Genomic DNA, 16,838 nt, shown 5'->3' on the forward strand with positions numbered 1-16,838 from the left:
CATAATGCCCTTTTCAAAATCTTCTACAATTTTTCGCTTGAACTCCTCGGTAAATCTAACCCTGTTCCTGATGCGTTTTCCCGTTTTTATCATAACTTTAATCGGTTAAAAACGGTCAACTTATTTCAGGGAATGACATTATGTGAAGACAAAACCCTATCGCTATTCCAATTTTTTCGCCAAACCTAAGGTATCTGAAATGAAATCATCTTTGGCTACTCTATAGCCTACCCGATCATTTTTATATTTGATCGCTAATTCAGTTTTAAGTTCTTCATATTGCTTAGCTCTTCCAGGATGGGTAATCAAATAATCTCGGAAATTAATTTGTTTGAGCAATTCATGTCCAGGAGGACACATGTGAATATGAAAAATTTGTTCTTTTTCACCATTTAAATTATATCCTTTTACGAAGACCATATAATCTACTTCTTTTCCAGTTTGTCGAAAAAAACTGTAATTCAAATTTTCTAAAGACTCTATTATATCTTCATTAAATAAATCTTCCTTTAATATTTCAATCGAAATATCAATATATGATTTCGCCTTGATATTAGGAATTGCAGTGCTTCCAACATGTTCAATCCTAAGAATTCTATCACCTATTTTTTCTACTATTTTGTCTTTTTCATTTCCAAAAATTTGCTTCCAATTTGAATCATGATTATACAGCTCTATCGGAAAAAGGGTATCCCACTCCTGCTTTGTCAAATCCTTTAGCTCTCTTTCCATTTCTATATTCTATTGTCTATATAATCTATAACCTTATATTTATTTTCAGCTGAAAACCAAACAAATTCCGAATCTCTTTTGAACCATGTTATTTGTCTTTTGGCGTATCTGCGGCTGTTCCTTTTCAATAATCTGATAGCCTCTTCCCTATCATAATCGCCATCTAAAAATCCAAATATTTCTGAATAGCCCACGGTTTGAAGTGCATTCAGATTTTTATAAGGAAAAAGCTTCTCAGCTTCTTCAAATAAGCCTTCAGAAATCATCTGATCCATTCTTAAATTAATGCGATCGTACAATTCTTCCCTTGGGCGCTCTAATCCTATTTTGATAATATTAAATGGTCTTTCGACTTGCTTTTCCTGGGCTCTGTAAAAGCTCATATTCTTTCCAGTGGCACGATAAAGTTCCAATGCTCGAATCAGTCGTTGAGGATTTTGTTGGTCTACAATTTCAAAATATTCAGGATCACATTCAGCTACTTGATTCTGTATATATTTAATTCCATTTTGCTCAAATTCAGTATTTAATTTCCGCCTAATTTCAGGTGGAATGGTCGGCATATCATCAATGCCCTCACATAAGGCTTTAACATAGAGTCCAGAACCTCCTACAACAAAAAGGATATCATGCTCATGAAATAACTTATCTAATAAGTTTAAAGCATCTTTTTCAAATTGGCCTACATTATAATCATCTTGAATATTATGGGTATTGATGAAATGATGTGGTATTCCTTCCATTTCTTCAACAGTTGGCTTTGCGGTTCCTAATTCCATTTCTTTGTAGAATTGACGGGAGTCAGCTGAAATTATTTCAGTTTGAAAACGTTTAGCCAATTGAATGGAGAGGTCAGTTTTCCCAACGGCAGTAGGTCCTGCCAAAATCACTATAGTTTTTGAATTTTTAGTCAAATTTGATATTTAATTCGATCTTAAAAGCTTAAATTGAGCTGTAAATTTAGACATTTTGGAATTACAAAATTACGATAAAGAACAACTAATAAAAGAAGTAGAGAAATTGCGTTTAGCTCTCTATCAAAATAAATATCTCCTGAAAAATTCCAGACACTTTGAAAACAGCACTTTTCCTGAGGAAGGTATTGATTTAAGCATGGAGTTTACAGATGAAGGACGTATTATAATAACTAATAAAAACTGGCGTAAAACTTTAGGCTATTCTAGCCAAGATCTAAAACATATTTACATCAGAGATATCATTTATCCTGATGATTGGCACGATTTTCAAAAGGTATGTGAAGAAGTCATTAAAAATAAATCTCAAGAATTATTAGAGGTTCGATTAAGCTCAAAAAACAATGATAAAATCCATGTAACTGGGATTGTATTGATGAGCTTGAATAATAGAAACATTATAGCCAATTTTCAAGACATAACTAACCAAATTCATGCCCAAAAAGCACAAAATCTATTTTATGAAATAACCAATCTAACGCTTAAAAGCACAGATTTAGATAGCTTATTTAAAGGAATACATGAGAAATTAAAGGAAGCAATGGAAGCCAATAACTTCTTTATTGCACAATTCAAGTTTGAAAAACAAGAATTATTCTTTCCCTACATCCACGATGAGTTCGTTCCAGATTCTCCTAAATCAATGTCCTTTGAATATAAAAAAGGATTATGCGAGTATATATACCATCATAAAAAGTCAGTAATACTGAAAGAATCCGATATTATGGATTTGATTTTGGAAGGAAAAATCAATCAGTATGGTACTATTCCAAAAGTATTTTTAGGGGTTCCCTTTCAAACTGAAAAAGGTACGCCAGGAGTGATTGGAGTACAAAGTTACAATGACGAAAATGCATTTCAGAATAGAGATCTGAAATTACTGAATTTCATTTCTAATCAGGTTTTGCTCTCCGTAGAAAGAAAGTTTATTGAAGAAAAAATTGGGACTCAAGCTGCAAGACTTCAATCTATTTTCAACAGCAGTAATCATATTATATGGTCTATTGACAAAGATTATATGCTTACTTCCTTTAATCAGAATTTCGAATATGAATTTCTGAAATACTTCAACTTTAAGCCCAGAGTAAATACTGATTTGAGGGGTAGAAATATTTCTTCATTTTTTCCTTTAGATACTTTTGATTTTTGGGGTCAAAAGTTTGAGAAGTGTTTAAAAGGTGAGACGCTTAATTTTGAAATAGAATTCAATAATCCACAAGATGAATCCAATATTTGGAAAGAAATATTTTTAAATCCTATTCATACAGAAAGTGGGGAAATTACTGGGCTTTCAGGCATCGCACATGATATAACAGAAAAGAAAATTAATGCTCTGAATATCCAAAAAAGTGAATTTAAATTTAGAAATATATTTGAGTCATTTCAAGATATATATTTCAATTGCCGCTTTAATGGGGAAATTATTTTAATAAGCCCCTCGGTAAAGGAAAATATTGGATACGAGCAGGATGAAGTAACTGGAAATAATATAACCAATTATTACCTCTACACTAAGAAAACCAAGGATTTATTAAAAATATTGGTTTCAAAAAGAAAAGTTCAAAACTTTGAAGCTACTCTTATAACGAGAGATGGAAGACTTGTAAATTGTATTTGTAACGTTCGTTTAGTACGTGATAAAGATAGCAGAGAAGTGACCATTGAAGGAGTTGCACGTGATATAACTAAATTGAAACAAGCGAACAGAGAATTATTGCATGCTAAGAATGTGGCAGAAAATTCATTGAAAGTAAAAGAACAATTTCTGGCTAATATGAGTCATGAAATCCGAACTCCAATGAATGGAGTGATTGGAATGGTGGATTTACTATCTCAAACTCAGCTCAACCCTGAGCAAATGAATTTTGTAGAAACCATCAAAAAATCATCCGAAACCTTGCTAACTATCTTAAATGACATTCTGGATTTAAGCAAAATAGAAGCAGGTAAGATGAAAATTCAGCCGCATGTGACTGAGGTAAGATCTATATTTGAAAAGGTATTGAATCTTTTTAGCCAACAAGCCAGGCAAAAATCAATCAATTTAAATTTTAAAATTGATAATAAAATACCTCAATACCTCAAAATTGATGAAACCCGTATCATCCAAATTGTTTCCAATCTTACTTCCAATGCCTTAAAATTTACCGAGAAAAATGGAAATGTATTATTGCACATGTCCAAAGAAATAAAAGATAATCTATATAGAATTGCTGTGGAGGATACTGGGATAGGGATTTCGGAAAACGACCAACAGAAACTGTTTAAATTGTTCACACAAGTGGATAACTCAAGCACAAAAGCCTTTAGTGGGACAGGTTTAGGACTTGCTATTTCAAAGCAATTGAGCAGCTTAATGGGCGGTCAGATTGGAGTAAGTTCTGAACCAGATGAAGGCAGTGTGTTTTGGTTTACTTTGATAGCTGAAAATGTTTCAAAAATTGAAATTGAAGAATATGAAGAAATTAAGCAGAAAGTACCGAAAAGCCATAAACTAAAATTTGAGAGTGAAAATGCACCTTTTATACTAATTGTAGATGATAATACCATTAACCGACAAGTTGCGAGTCAAATATTAATGAAATCAGGTTTTAAAACAGATTTGGCTTTTAGCGGCCCCACCGCTATCGAGAAGGTGAAAAACAATGAGTATGATTTGATTTTTATGGATATCCAAATGCCTGTTATGGATGGGGTAACCGCCACTAGAGAAATTAAAAAGCTTTCGAAGAAGACCCCTCCTATCATTGCAATGACTGCTTATTCTATGAAAGAAGATCGTCAACGGTTTTTGGATATGGGGATGGATGACTACTTAGCTAAACCAATAGTTTCCAGTAAGTTACTAGAAATCATCCAACAAAACCTACCTGAGTTTGAAGTTGAAGACGCAAATGATAACGAAATCCGACTTAAAGAAAAAAACGGTAATGAACTGGAGTTAATTGATCAATCAACATTAAGGCAACTCCGTAAATATGCAGACAAACCAACTATCAAATCATTCTTTGAAGAATTTGAAATTGAAGCAAAAAGTTTGATATTGGAAAGTATAAATGCTGAAAAGACTTCGGACATAGATAAAATATTAAGTAATTTGCATACATTAAAGGGGAATGCAGGTACACTTGGAATTCGTTCGTTAGAGATACAAGCAAAAAAAATAGAAGGCGATTTAAAAAAACAAAAAACCGAAAAGCTTATAAATGACTTAAATCATTTATTAGATAATTTTAATAAATTTACAGATAATTATCAGTCAATATTAAAATAAGATGGCAGAAACTAAAAAAGTACTTATTGCAGAAGATAGCTCGGTAATCCAGAACCTTACCAAGAAAATTTTGATGATGCAAAATTATAGCATTCATTCCGCTAAAAATGGCGAGCAGGTTCTAAAAGCCTTAGAATCAGATTCTTTTGATATCATTTTAATGGATATTAATATGCCAAAAATGGATGGAATGGAATGCACGAGAGCCATCAGAGCCTTGGATGACAAGGAAAAATCAGCTATCCCTATTATTGCAATAACAGGTAACGCTAAAAATTATAGCATAAAAGATTTTAAAGAAGCGGGTATCAATGAATATTTACAAAAACCGCTTAATTTTGATCAATTGGTTGAAACTGTTAAGAAATTAACCAATTAATCAAATTCTTTTTTAGCATTTAACGAACGAAATAATAACTATCCGCAAATAAGGAACAAATAGAAAGTTTGTATAGTTAATTAATAAATTCCTAAGTATGCAAATAAAGTACACAAAGTCATTCCTTAATAAACTAGAAGATGTATTCGCTGAATCTGATTACATTCTTCGTTATGAAAAGGGAAATTTTAAATCAGGTTATTGTGTATTGAAAGATCAAAGAATTGTAATTATCAATAAATTCTTTGACACTGAAGGAAAAATCAATTGCTTAGTGGATATCCTCAAAAACATTGAATTGGACAGTAAAACACTAAGTGATAAGAACAAAAATTTCTATTTAGAATTACAACAAACCGAACTCGCACTTTGAAGGTAACATTTCTAGGAACAGGAACATCCCAGGGAGTTCCCGTAATTGCATGCGATTGTGAAGTATGTCAATCGCTCGATTATCGGGACAAAAGGAAAAGAACAAGTATCCATATTCAAGTAGATGGGAAAAGCATCGTTTTTGATACAGGACCCGACTTTAGGGAACAGATGCTGAGGGAAAGAATAAATCATCTGGATGCTGTTATCTACACACACGAACATAAAGACCATACTGCTGGATTGGATGATGTCCGCTCCTACAATTTTAAACAGGATATGGACATGCCGGTTTATGGAAGAAAACCAGTACTAGAGCAAATTAAAAGAGAATTCGCCTATATTTTTGCTGTAAATAAATATCCTGGAATTCCAAAAGTGGAACTTCACGAGATAGAAAACAAGCCTTTTCAGGTAGAAGGAATTGATATACAACCTGTAGATGTACTACATTATAAACTTCCCGTATTTGGATATAGAATTAAAGATTTTACTTACATCACCGATGTAAATTATATTCCAGACGAGGAAAAGGAGAAAATTAAAGGTAGCAAAGTATTAGTTTTAAGTGCTTTGCAAAAAAATTCTCATCTGTCTCACTTTAATCTAGAACAGGCCGTTGCCATGGTAAGAGAACTGGAAATTCCTCAAGCTTATTTTATCCATATGGGCCACAGAATGGGATTACACAGAGACATAGAAGAAGAATTGCCTGAAGGCATGGAATTAGCCTACGATGGACTTCAAATAGAACTTTGAGATGCATAATAACTTTTATGTATTCCGAAAATTATCATCAGAATTAGAAGCTAAAATTAACGGTAATGAATTAATATCTTGTTTCAGTCAAAGCAAAGATGAGTTGATTTTGGGCTTTAGCCTATCAAATGAAATCTTTTATATAAAAGCATCCTTACTGCCAGAGTTTTCATGCTTAAGCTTTCCTAATCAATTTGCCAGGACCAAAAGCAATAGCATTGATTTATTTACTAATTTCATTGGTAAAAAGGTAACTCATATTCAGCAATTTATAAATGAGCGATGTTTTGCTATTCATTTTGAAGGAAAATGGTCATTGCTGTTTAAGATGCATGGAAACCGGTCTAATATAATTGGTTATCAGTCCAGCCATGCAATAGAGTTATTCCGAAACAGCTTTCCTCAGGATATGGAGCTTGATTTGGAAGAGCTAAACAGACCAATTGATCAAAGCAAAGAAGCTTTTTTCGAATTTGACGGTAATTACCAAAAGCTTTTCCCCACCTTCGGTAAATTAATCAAGCAATATTTCAGCAGTATAAAGTTGCAAGAAAAACCATTGGAAGAGCAATGGGAAATCATCTCATTAGTAGAATCAGAAATTAAAAATCCAGAAGGTTTTTATACCATTTTATGGAATGATGAAATTCACTTTTCTCTATTGAAGATAGGTGAAATTATAAAAGAAGAGAAAAGTTGTCTTGAAGGCATTACGCAATTTTACTATACCTATTCGAAAGAGAATTTCATTCGAAAGGAAAAGAAACGCTTATCCAAACAATTAGAAAAGCAGCGAAATCAAGCTATAAACTATATCAAAAAATCAAATCAAAAGCTTGAGGAAGTTATAGAAAAACCAGGCTACAATCAGTTAGCAGATATACTGATGGCTAATATGCATCAAATTCCATCTCATGCTAAAGAAGTTGAGCTGTTCAATTTTTATACCAATGAAAATATAAAAATCCCTCTTAAATCTCATTTGAGTCCTCAAAAAAACGCTGAAAATCTTTACAGGAAATCTAAAAATCAGAAAATTGAATTAGAGCAACTAGAAGCCTCCATCAAACAAAAAGAACAAGAACTGCAGGAAGCAGAAAGCAAACTGAATGAAATTGCATCAGCTGATGACATCAAATCAATTAAGAAACTGATTAAACAAAATCCAGTAAAGGAACGAGCTCAAGTAGAATTAAAAGTGCCCTTTAAAAAATTTGAATATGGCGGATTTACCATATTAGTGGGTAAGGGCGCGAGAGAAAATGATGAGCTCACTTTAAAATATGCAAAGAAAAATGATCTGTGGTTGCATGCAAAGGATGTTACCGGCTCTCATGTGGTGTTAAAGCAACAAAGTAGTAAACCATTTCCGCAAGAAGTAGTGGAAAAGGCAGCTCAAGCCGCAGCCTTTTACTCTAAAAGAAAATCTGATAGCCTAAGTCCTGTGATAGTGACGCCTAAGAAGTATGTGCGAAAGCCTAAAGGCTTGCCACCTGGCATGGTGCATGTGGATAAAGAAGATACTATACTGGTTAAGCCTGAAGCTTGGTGGGTAGCTCCACTTTAATTCCCCAGCCCCTCTTTTCACCCAGAAGCTGACCAGCGACTGGCTGGTATTTCCCAGAAGGGGGAAAACGTACAGAACATTTAGAATTAAAATGAAAAGCTGTTTAATGGTTATACAACGTCTAATCACTGTTTAGGAAAATTGAAAATTTCTACCATTCACTTCCCTATACGACCCAATGTCTGACATGAAAAATGTCCGACATTTCTGTTCTTTGGTTTACTACTATATTGTCCTACGATTTACACAATCTCTTATAATTATAGTATAAAAAAGGCAATGCTTCGAAAAACATTGCCTAAAACGACTTATAAAACTATCACTAAAAAACTATTCTTTTCTAATATTTATGGCCATTCGATTATCCTGTCCATCAAAACCAAAATCCTGGTATATTTTTTTCACATGGTGATTATAGTCAAGTAAAGCATTAGAATTTTCTTCATCTGCGATTATTATCAAGCTTTCAGTATTTGGCTCCTGAATAGCTAAATTCATATCTATCAATTCAAAAACTTCTCTCACATTCTGCATCTCCCATTCAGCGCCCATATAAAAATAATAGCCTGAAGCACCATCTGCTACATATACCATTTGATTAAAGGCTACATCCTCAAGGGTTTTTAAATCTTCATTACTCACTTTAGGAATAATTACATCAAAGTCATAATCCGCTAGCTGAACTACCATTGAATTATTAATTTTTTCTACATCATTTTCTAACAATGTACTTTGAGCATTTGCTTTCAATGTTAAACCGAATAAGGTAATCAAAACGATTAGCCCTATTAGAACATATTGCTTAACCGGTTTCAGAATGTTTGGATACGTTTTCATAACATTTGCTTTTAAATTATATTCAAATGTCACGATAATTTAATTTTCATTCATGAGGACAATGCTGAAATTGTATTTAAGTGATTTACGTAGCTCTAACTCAGCCCCTATTTCAGCCAGAGGATTTGGAATCCTACAATGAAAGCCATCTTTTGTTCCCTCTAATGTGGGAGATATATAGAACAATTTGTTGAAATAGAAAGATATTATCTAGGCCATGTCTTTGACGAGTGATCTCTGGATTAGCCTGACAAGAAGAAGTAAATCTAAGATATGAAGTTTTATCATTTTAAATTAGGCTCATAAAAAAAAGGCAATGCTTTTTTAACATTGCCTTAAACGATTTACTAACCTATCACTATAAAACTATTCTTTTCTAATATTTATGGCCATTTGATTATCCTGTGTATCAAAACCAAAATCCTGGTATATTTTTCTCACATGGTGATTATAATCTAGCAAAGCATTAGAATTCCCTTCTCCTGCTATTATTATCAAACTTTCATTATTCGGCTTTTGAATAGCTAAATTCATATCAATCAATTCAAAAACTTCTCTCACGTTCTGCATCTCCCATTCAGCACCCATATAAAAATAATATCCTGAAGCACCATCTGCTACATATACCATTTGGTTAAATGAACCATCCTTCATTGATTGTAATTCCTCTTGAGTGACTTTAGGAATAACGACATCAAAGTCATAATCTGCTAGCTGAATCACCATCGAATTATTAATTTTATCTACATTATTTCCTAATAATGCACTTTGAGCATTTGCATCAAGGACTAAACCAAATAAGGATATCAAAACTATGAGCCCTATTAAAACAAATGTCTTAATTGGATTTTGAACGTTTATATAATTTTTCATGGCTTTTGCTTTTAAATTATACTCAAATGTCATGATAATACATCTTGTAAACATTAGGGCAATGCTGAAATTGTAATTAGGTGATTTACGTAGTGTTCAACTTTTGATTCCCCAAATGGGGAAGATGCACGGTAATATTGTAGAATTAAATTGTGGTTTGATGGTTATAAATATTGTGAAAACCTGTCAGGTCCTATTGCAAACTAAGAACTGATACATCAATCCTCCATTATCCTCAACTTAGCAAAAGTCAACAAAAGTGTCTTTTCACCAAAATTTTCAAATTCAATAGTGGCTTTTCTATTGGCTCCTTGTACATCCATCTTCTTTACTTCACCAAAGCCAAATTTCGGATGCTCTACTTTCATACCTGTATCTAAGGTTCTAGTATCGCTGGGCGCAAAATCAGGTGATGGGGTATGCAATTTCTTGCCTGGAGGTACTGCTTTTCTTTCTGTCTTTCTTTGGGCTACTAAGTTTTTGGCATAAACACTATTCCCACTACCATTATTCAAATCGCCCATTGGTTCGGAGCGATTAAACTTCCTATCTACTTTTACATACGCAGGGTCAATCTCTTCAATAAATCGGCTTGGTTCACAATTTTTCAACCTTCCAAAACGATAACGGGTTAAGGCATAGCTTAAAGTGACCTTTTCCATTGCTCTGGTCAGTGCCACATAAAACAACCTTCGTTCTTCTTCCAAATCAGCTCGGCTGTTGAGCATCATCTGTGAAGGGAATAAATCCTCCTCCATCCCCACTATAAACACATGCTTAAATTCCAATCCCTTTGCAGAGTGGATAGTCATCAAATTTACATGGTCATTATTATTATCCTTATCTTCATTATCTGCATCGGTTAGTAAAGCCACATCAGCTATAAAGGCTTCCAAGGATTTATCTTCTTGCTGTTCATCATCTACAAACTCCTTGATGGCATTGAGTAATTCCTGAACGTTCTCGTAGCGGTTTAAACCCTCTATGGTTTTATCATCATACAATTCCTTCAGTAAACCACTTTGCTTAGCAATAAATGCTGCAGTATCATAAGCATCGGCCCGCTCTATTCTAATTTTGAAAGATTTGATCAGAGTGACAAAATTATCCACGGCATTGGCCGCCCTGCTTGGCAATATCCTTTGGCTTTTTTGGATTACATCCCAAATGCCCAACTCATTTTCAAAAGCTGCTACCACTATTTTATCAACAGAAGATGCGCCTATTCCCCTTTTAGGAAGATTGATAATCCTTCTGAAAGATTGCTCATCATTATGATTAATGGTAAACCGTAGATAAGAAAGCAAATCCTTGATTTCTTTTCTTTGGTAGAAAGATAAGCCACCATAAATTCTATATGGAATACTGCTTTTTCTTAAAGCTTCCTCCATAGCCCTGGATTGGCTGTTTGTTCTATAAAGAATGGCAAAATCTTTATTTTCAAGCTTTTTATTATTCTTATCTTCAAAAATAGAAGAAGCTACTAGCCTACCCTCTTCATTGTCTGAAGTAGATTTTATCAAATGAACTAATTCTCCATCATCATTTTGTGTCCAGATATTTTTCTTAAGCTGAGCCGAATTCTTTAGGATAACAGAGTTGGCAGCATTTACTATATTTTGCGTACTTCTATAATTTTGCTCTAATTTGATTACCCTCAAATCAGGATAATCCTTTTCGAAATTGAGAATGTTTTGAATATTGGCACCACGGAAAGCATAAATACTTTGTGCATCATCCCCTACTACGCAGATATTCTGTTGAACAGATGAAAGTCTTTTGGTAATCAGATACTGAGAAATATTGGTATCCTGAAACTCATCTATCATCACATATTTAAATCGCTGCTGATATTTATTCAGTACATCCAGATGGTCTCTAAATAAAACGTTGGTATTGAACAATAAATCATCAAAATCCATAGCTCCCGAACGGAAACAACGCTGTACATATTCTTTATAAATAGCGCCCATTTTAGGTTTTTGGGCTTGCTCATCATCAGAAATATAAACAGGATTATTGATGTAGTTCTGCCAGGAAACAAGATTATTTTTAGCACCTGAGATTCTACTATAAACTACATTTTGCTTATAAACTTTATCATCCAATCCCATTTCCCTCACAATTGCTCTAATCAGAGCTTTGGAATCTTCGGTATCGTAAATGGTGAAATTACTTGGATAGCCTAACTTATCAGCTTCTGCTCTTAAAATTCTGGCAAAAACAGAGTGAAAAGTTCCCATCCATAAATTACGGGCATCGGTACCCACTATCTTTTCAATTCTTTCCCGCATTTCTTTTGCTGCCTTATTGGTAAAGGTCAAAGCCAAAATGCTAAAAGGGTCAACATTTTTAACGGTAATCAGATGAGCAATGCGGTAGGTCAGCACTCTAGTTTTCCCAGAACCAGCACCAGCAATGATCATGGTGGGGCCTTCCAAATTCTCAACTCCTTCTCTCTGCGGGGGATTCAAATGACTTAAATAATCCATAAGACAAATTTATAATCTAATTGCCAAGGAGCATCGAAAAGAGAGAGGAAATGTTGAAAATATTTTGGGGTGTGGTATGAACTCTTCTATACCCGTCATCAAATAGTTTTAAGTAGATTTCTGCATTTTCATTTTGAAAATTTATAACCTCGACTTTTAATTGATCTAATTTAGCTAGCAGCACGCGTTATGCTAGGCAACGCGCGCTAGTGGGCATATTTCTTTAATGCCTTGTTGATCACCTCAAGATTTTTAGTGTCCGCTTCTGTGAACAAACCATTCATGTCTTTTGTGCGGCTGGCCCGTTTCTTTATATTTTTATAAAATTCAAACAGGTTGAAGTAAGCCTGGTAAAAGTCAGTGCTAAAAGCGTAGTTGTGCCTTGCAAATGCGAGATTTTTCAAAATGCCTAACTGCTCTGCATTGAATGGTTTGATCTGGTCTTTGGTAATTAAGTGATCTTTAAATATTTGATAAGCGACCTTTTCAAAAGCCTTGTCCACTTTATAGCCTACAATACCTTTTTCTCCGTCATCAAGCTGGGAGCGCAGGTAAAAAAACTGGTTCTTACCTTCCTGGATATTCTCACCTATGATCTCAAAGGGTTGGTGTTCTTTAATTACGTGGGTGGTATCTTCTAAATCTTTGGAAAAAATGAGATCAGTTTGTGATGGTAAGTTGCCATAATCTACTCCAGCCATCAGAAAATCATAATCGTAGTGGGAGAAGTAGAAGTTCATGCGAAAGTCTTCATATTGCTTTTCGAATTGATTCTTATAAGGTTGTCGTAATTGATCAAAGTCAATTTCTTTGACTGAATCTTTCTTAATAATAAAATACCTATAAAGAGTACATCCACCGCCCCAGGCACATGACTCACCTAAGATTTTCTCGTTTGTCAACTCATAAATTCTCCATATTTTTTCAGTTGCCTTATATGGTTCTATGTAATCTAAATGTGGACCCAAGTCCGCAAATATCATTGTTTTTCCGCTTTCATCTAATTCTAACACCTGATTGGATTCATTATTGCCAAAATAAAAACTTCTCGGTATAAACTTTCTAGATTCAAGAAGTTTTTTGACCATACCTTTATTTATATCAAGAGAATAAACCTTATAATATTTCTCCTCATAATCAAATTGATTGCCACGAAAAATACCATCGGAGTAATAAAGATTGTTCTCAAATTGTATACCTGAGCTATCTAAATGTACTCGATTCAAATATGTTATTCTATTTCTTTCCTTCTTTTTTCTTGGTGCATAGTAGTTAATTTTAACTTGATGAAAAGTGTCAATATCTTGTACGATCACGTAGTCTAAGGTGTCTCTATCTTCTATTAAAATATTCTGAGCTAAATTGATGTTACTCAATGTCATGAGAACGCATATAAAAAATATATTCTTCATATCTCTTTTTTTAAGAATCCTAAATATATGTTTATAGATACATCCACTTCCGAGCCAAAAACCTCGTCAATTGTTAATTTTCCTGTTTCGGCACCTGCTTGAATGATCTCTTTATTTTCCGTATTATTAATCCACCCTACCGCGATATGACCTGCACGCGGAGCTTCATTTATAGTTAAATAAACCATAAACCCTTTATCTACATAATTACTTATCTCTGATTTTGTTATCTGAAAAAATTCTTGGCTTGACATAATATAATCATGAATATCATTTGCTCTCTTCAGGCTTTCCCAAGGCAAATGACCTAACACATAATAACTCAAATCCTGCGCAAAAAAATTGCAATATGTGGCACGCCATCCGTGGATTTGTAGCCATGCCATTACAGGAAGATCTTCAGCCACATCTTTAGATTCTGAACTAGCATTAAGCACAGACCAAGGGGTTATTCTATGAATCTTAAAAAGATTCTTTCTAAACGATCATTTTTAAACTCAAAAGCTAAATTTCCATAATAATCATAGTTAAGATCTAAATTGAAAGATATTATTCCTGAATATGGTGATTCATGACCGTTAACTATTTCAGGAAAAAATGCATTGAATTTCTCTTTTGAAAGCCCAACAGATAGTTTTACATCATTGACTTGAAGCGTTGGTTCGTTTGAAAACAATGTAATACTTTGCAAAGATGATTTTTCACCAAAAAAAACTATAGTAAATTTTATATGTTCATCGAAGTAATAATTCAATTTATCACCAGAAGAGGTAGGAAATTCCTCAATATATTCTTTAAAATTTAGTTGATTCGCATTTTGATTGTCTAGGAAGGTTGTAATATCACTTAGTGTTATTTTATAACCATTCAATTTAACGGAATCAATATTGATTGTCGCTTTGTTCTGTCCATGACAATAGCCTGAACAAATAAGTATGAATAAGAAAATTAAAGTTTTCGATTTATTCCAGTTCATTTCCATTTATATCAAAATCAGTTTCTAAATAATTATTCGGATTAACCTTATTTGCTTGATTAGTTCCGTTTTCATATATAATCAAATGTAAATGATACCTATCAGTATCAATGTTAACAGCATTACCTGTTCTTCCTGTCTCTCCAATTTTTTGTCCTTGTGAAACTCTGGAGCCATTAGTTATTTCAGACTCTACAAAATTTAAATGACCATAAAATGAATATATTGTATTATTATTGTTTCCAATACCGTGATCGGAAGGAGTGGATTTAATCAAAATTCTATTTCCTAGATTTGACCCTGTACCCTCAGTATTAGCAGGAATTGTACTTTCAACAAAAATTACTTCACCGTCATACATAGCATACAAATCAGTATTCAAAGGAGCTCCTAAATCAAACCCATCATGTACTTTTGTTTTTCCATCTAGTGAAGTTAGATCGGGAATACCTAAATCACCACAATTATCAGTCCCAGACCTTACACATCCATAAGTACCTCCAGATGTTCTATCTTCATTAGAATGTACAATATACATATTTACTAAAGGGTCACCAGGCTTAGGTCCAAAAAGATAATTATAAACTACTTTTAAATTTACTTTATTTATTCTAAGTCTCAACAAAGGTTTAATATCTCCATTAGCGATTTCACCCTCCAAACTAATAATTGCTTGATTTTCATCATTTGAATTTAAGTATCCATCTCTAGATTTTAGTTTAACTATATGATCTCCACTATAGTACCAATGATCTGCCATAATTTCAATTGGATCACCACCCTGAAAGCTAATAGATCCTTTGTAAATGTAATCTTCCTCTTTATATTCAGTAATATTAACCTCTTCTTCTCCATCAGTACTAGCTTCTCTTATTAGAGTTTAACAGTGCTAAAATATTTTCCGAATTGACTTTAATACTTGTAGCACTCTCCTCATCATCCTCAAAAAGCGTATTTACATTTTCAGGATCATGCACCAAATCCCATTGGTGTTTGTAGAGTTTGGTGCCGTCACTATAGTCCATCAGGTTATTGGTGCTCCCTTGGCTGGCAATATAGCCTTCATTACTGAATGTATGGCGCAACCTAAAGGCTCCGTGCCCTAGTTCATGCGCTATGGTTTTGGTGAGGTCATTGGTATTGTCACTGAAAATAAAACCGTATTGTCTTTTAAATGGCATATAACCTGATTTACTGGAGCCTGTGCCCGACATCAGGAATACATAATAGGCATCTCTATCAATACTGTTATTACGCCTATACTCACGTTTGAACTTATTCATGGCTGAGGAATAAGCTGAAAGCGTACTGCTCTCTTCATCATCCAATCCCTCCAATGACATTTCACTGGTATAATTATCAGCCATTACTAGCTCCCACTCCGCCACTGCATGCCCGTAAATGCGGTTGAGTTCTGTTGAAAGTGTGGAAGCCGCTTGGGCAGTAACACCATTGACAGGTACTATGACTACTTTTTTTTGAAAGCTTGTCATAGCTTTTTACCTTTAATTTACCTACAGGCACTTCCTCTTCTATGGTCTCTCCACCTTCATTGGTTAATTCTTGAAGAACATAGGCGATTACCTCTTCCTCCTCTAATGCAGTTTGTATAATTACTTGTTTCTTGTTGTCTGCCGAACCCGGCCCTGTGCCCAAATTGCCGACCATATTTTTTAATCTTATAGCTTCAGGAAATTCACCCTCTCCCGTTTCTATTGCCATAACAGCATCAGTAGTGCCTTTTTTTAATGACTTCCAGGCCAGCCAATATTCTTCTCCATTGAGTTGTGTTTGTTCATAACTTCCTGCAAGTGCATCATACTGCTTAAAATCAAATCCATATAATTGATCAGGATGAGACTTAAACTCTACCAAATAATCTATTTCAGCATCCTGCGGTAATGCACCCGGATCAGATGGGTTTGGATTATGAGGCCCACTTACATTACCACCAACATCCACTACCCAAACATTTCCTTCACCATCTTCAATCACAATGTCTCCGTCCTCATTTTCATCTGCTGTATCGGGGTCTATTTCGGTTTCATTTCCTTCTGAATCAATTACGGTTATGGTGCCAGTTTCATCATCTACGACTATATCCTCTATTTCTCCTTCTATACTAATATCAGGCTCTGGCAGTTCATCAAAGCTGTCTTCTTCTCCTTCATTATTTTGATCGCCTGTACCC

The 16,838-nt window shown here is 34.0% G+C and carries 16 protein-coding genes; 5 read left to right on the plus strand and 11 right to left on the minus strand.

The features are described 5' to 3' along the window. Positions 1–162 precede the first annotated feature (162 nt). Complete coding sequence (locus Q0L29_RS15605; RefSeq protein ID WP_296623131.1) at positions 163–732, minus strand: GrpB family protein; 570 nt, start codon at positions 730–732, stop codon at positions 163–165. Positions 733–734: 2 nt separating this feature from the next. Beyond that, positions 735–1,646 carry a tRNA (adenosine(37)-N6)-dimethylallyltransferase MiaA gene (gene miaA / locus Q0L29_RS15610; protein ID WP_296623133.1) on the minus strand — a complete coding sequence of 304 codons (912 nt, stop codon included), beginning with the start codon at positions 1,644–1,646 and terminating at the stop codon, positions 735–737. A 55-nt stretch (positions 1,647–1,701) separates the two neighbouring features. Between miaA and Q0L29_RS15615 the strand changes: the two genes are divergently transcribed. From Q0L29_RS15615 to Q0L29_RS15635, 5 genes are all read left to right on the plus strand, one after another. Then, positions 1,702–4,980: a PAS domain S-box protein gene (locus Q0L29_RS15615; RefSeq protein ID WP_296623134.1), complete on the plus strand. Its 3,279-nt coding sequence runs from the start codon at positions 1,702–1,704 to the stop codon at positions 4,978–4,980. A 1-nt stretch (position 4,981) separates the two neighbouring features. Next, entirely contained in the window at positions 4,982–5,359 is a 378-nt protein-coding gene (locus Q0L29_RS15620; RefSeq protein ID WP_296623135.1) for a response regulator, read from the plus strand. Between the two features lie 97 nt (positions 5,360–5,456). Continuing rightward, entirely contained in the window at positions 5,457–5,732 is a 276-nt protein-coding gene (locus tag Q0L29_RS15625; RefSeq protein WP_296623137.1) for a hypothetical protein, read from the plus strand. Continuing rightward, the gene (locus Q0L29_RS15630; protein WP_296623139.1) at positions 5,729–6,490 is read left to right on the plus strand and encodes an MBL fold metallo-hydrolase; all 762 of its coding nucleotides are present in this window, start codon (positions 5,729–5,731) and stop codon (positions 6,488–6,490) included. The genes Q0L29_RS15625 and Q0L29_RS15630 overlap by 4 nt, the downstream gene beginning before the upstream one ends. Before the next feature lies 1 nt (position 6,491). Beyond that, positions 6,492–8,057, plus strand: coding sequence for an NFACT RNA binding domain-containing protein (locus tag Q0L29_RS15635; protein ID WP_296623141.1), 1,566 nt, complete (start codon positions 6,492–6,494; stop codon positions 8,055–8,057). Positions 8,058–8,387: 330 nt separating this feature from the next. Here Q0L29_RS15635 and Q0L29_RS15640 read toward each other — a convergent pair whose 3' ends face one another. The 9 genes from Q0L29_RS15640 to Q0L29_RS15680 all read right to left on the minus strand — a co-directional run. Then, positions 8,388–8,894 (minus strand): hypothetical protein, encoded by a 507-nt coding sequence (locus Q0L29_RS15640; protein WP_296623143.1) that lies wholly within the window; start codon positions 8,892–8,894, stop codon positions 8,388–8,390. A 366-nt stretch (positions 8,895–9,260) separates the two neighbouring features. Then, positions 9,261–9,767, minus strand: a complete 507-nt coding sequence (locus tag Q0L29_RS15645) for a hypothetical protein (protein WP_296623144.1) — start codon at positions 9,765–9,767, stop codon at positions 9,261–9,263. 218 nt (positions 9,768–9,985) lie between these two features. Then, positions 9,986–12,259: an ATP-dependent helicase gene (locus tag Q0L29_RS15650; protein WP_296623146.1), complete on the minus strand. Its 2,274-nt coding sequence runs from the start codon at positions 12,257–12,259 to the stop codon at positions 9,986–9,988. 206 nt (positions 12,260–12,465) lie between these two features. After that, complete coding sequence (locus tag Q0L29_RS15655) at positions 12,466–13,671, minus strand: YARHG domain-containing protein (protein WP_296623147.1); 1,206 nt, start codon at positions 13,669–13,671, stop codon at positions 12,466–12,468. Continuing rightward, positions 13,668–14,078, minus strand: coding sequence for a hypothetical protein (locus tag Q0L29_RS15660; RefSeq protein WP_296623149.1), 411 nt, complete (start codon positions 14,076–14,078; stop codon positions 13,668–13,670). Before Q0L29_RS15660 ends, Q0L29_RS15655 begins: the two co-directional genes overlap by 4 nt. A gap of 41 nt (positions 14,079–14,119) precedes the next feature. Then, a complete protein-coding gene (locus Q0L29_RS15665; protein ID WP_296623151.1) occupies positions 14,120–14,647 on the minus strand; it encodes a hypothetical protein in 528 nt (175 codons plus the stop codon). Continuing rightward, positions 14,634–15,407 (minus strand): M23 family metallopeptidase, encoded by a 774-nt coding sequence (locus tag Q0L29_RS15670; protein ID WP_296623153.1) that lies wholly within the window; start codon positions 15,405–15,407, stop codon positions 14,634–14,636. Before Q0L29_RS15670 ends, Q0L29_RS15665 begins: the two co-directional genes overlap by 14 nt. A gap of 100 nt (positions 15,408–15,507) precedes the next feature. Further along, a complete protein-coding gene (locus tag Q0L29_RS15675) occupies positions 15,508–16,014 on the minus strand; it encodes a hypothetical protein (protein ID WP_296623154.1) in 507 nt (168 codons plus the stop codon). Next, on the minus strand, positions 16,007–16,838 hold an 832-nt coding region (locus Q0L29_RS15680), incomplete at its 5' end, for a hypothetical protein (protein WP_296623155.1). The genes Q0L29_RS15680 and Q0L29_RS15675, both read right to left, overlap by 8 nt.

The organism is Marivirga sp. (assembly GCF_024636815.1).
GTDB lineage: Bacteria > Bacteroidota > Bacteroidia > Cytophagales > Cyclobacteriaceae > Marivirga.

Excerpts from the sequence above, each read along its gene's own strand:
- Q0L29_RS15605 (WP_296623131.1), bottom strand. The coding sequence starts at position 732 with ATGGAAAGAGAGCTAAAGGATTTGACAAAGCAGGAGTGGGATACCCTT.
- Q0L29_RS15620 (WP_296623135.1), top strand. The coding sequence starts at position 4,982 with ATGGCAGAAACTAAAAAAGTACTTATTGCAGAAGATAGCTCGGTAATC.
- Q0L29_RS15625 (WP_296623137.1), top strand. The coding sequence starts at position 5,457 with ATGCAAATAAAGTACACAAAGTCATTCCTTAATAAACTAGAAGATGTA.
- Q0L29_RS15635 (WP_296623141.1), top strand. The coding sequence starts at position 6,492 with ATGCATAATAACTTTTATGTATTCCGAAAATTATCATCAGAATTAGAA.
- Q0L29_RS15640 (WP_296623143.1), bottom strand. The coding sequence starts at position 8,894 with ATGAAAACGTATCCAAACATTCTGAAACCGGTTAAGCAATATGTTCTA.
- Q0L29_RS15645 (WP_296623144.1), bottom strand. The coding sequence starts at position 9,767 with ATGAAAAATTATATAAACGTTCAAAATCCAATTAAGACATTTGTTTTA.
- Q0L29_RS15650 (WP_296623146.1), bottom strand. The coding sequence starts at position 12,259 with ATGGATTATTTAAGTCATTTGAATCCCCCGCAGAGAGAAGGAGTTGAG.
- Q0L29_RS15655 (WP_296623147.1), bottom strand. The coding sequence starts at position 13,671 with ATGAAGAATATATTTTTTATATGCGTTCTCATGACATTGAGTAACATC.
- Q0L29_RS15665 (WP_296623151.1), bottom strand. The coding sequence starts at position 14,647 with ATGAACTGGAATAAATCGAAAACTTTAATTTTCTTATTCATACTTATT.
- Q0L29_RS15670 (WP_296623153.1), bottom strand. The coding sequence starts at position 15,407 with ATGGCAGATCATTGGTACTATAGTGGAGATCATATAGTTAAACTAAAA.
- Q0L29_RS15675 (WP_296623154.1), bottom strand. The coding sequence starts at position 16,014 with ATGGCTGATAATTATACCAGTGAAATGTCATTGGAGGGATTGGATGAT.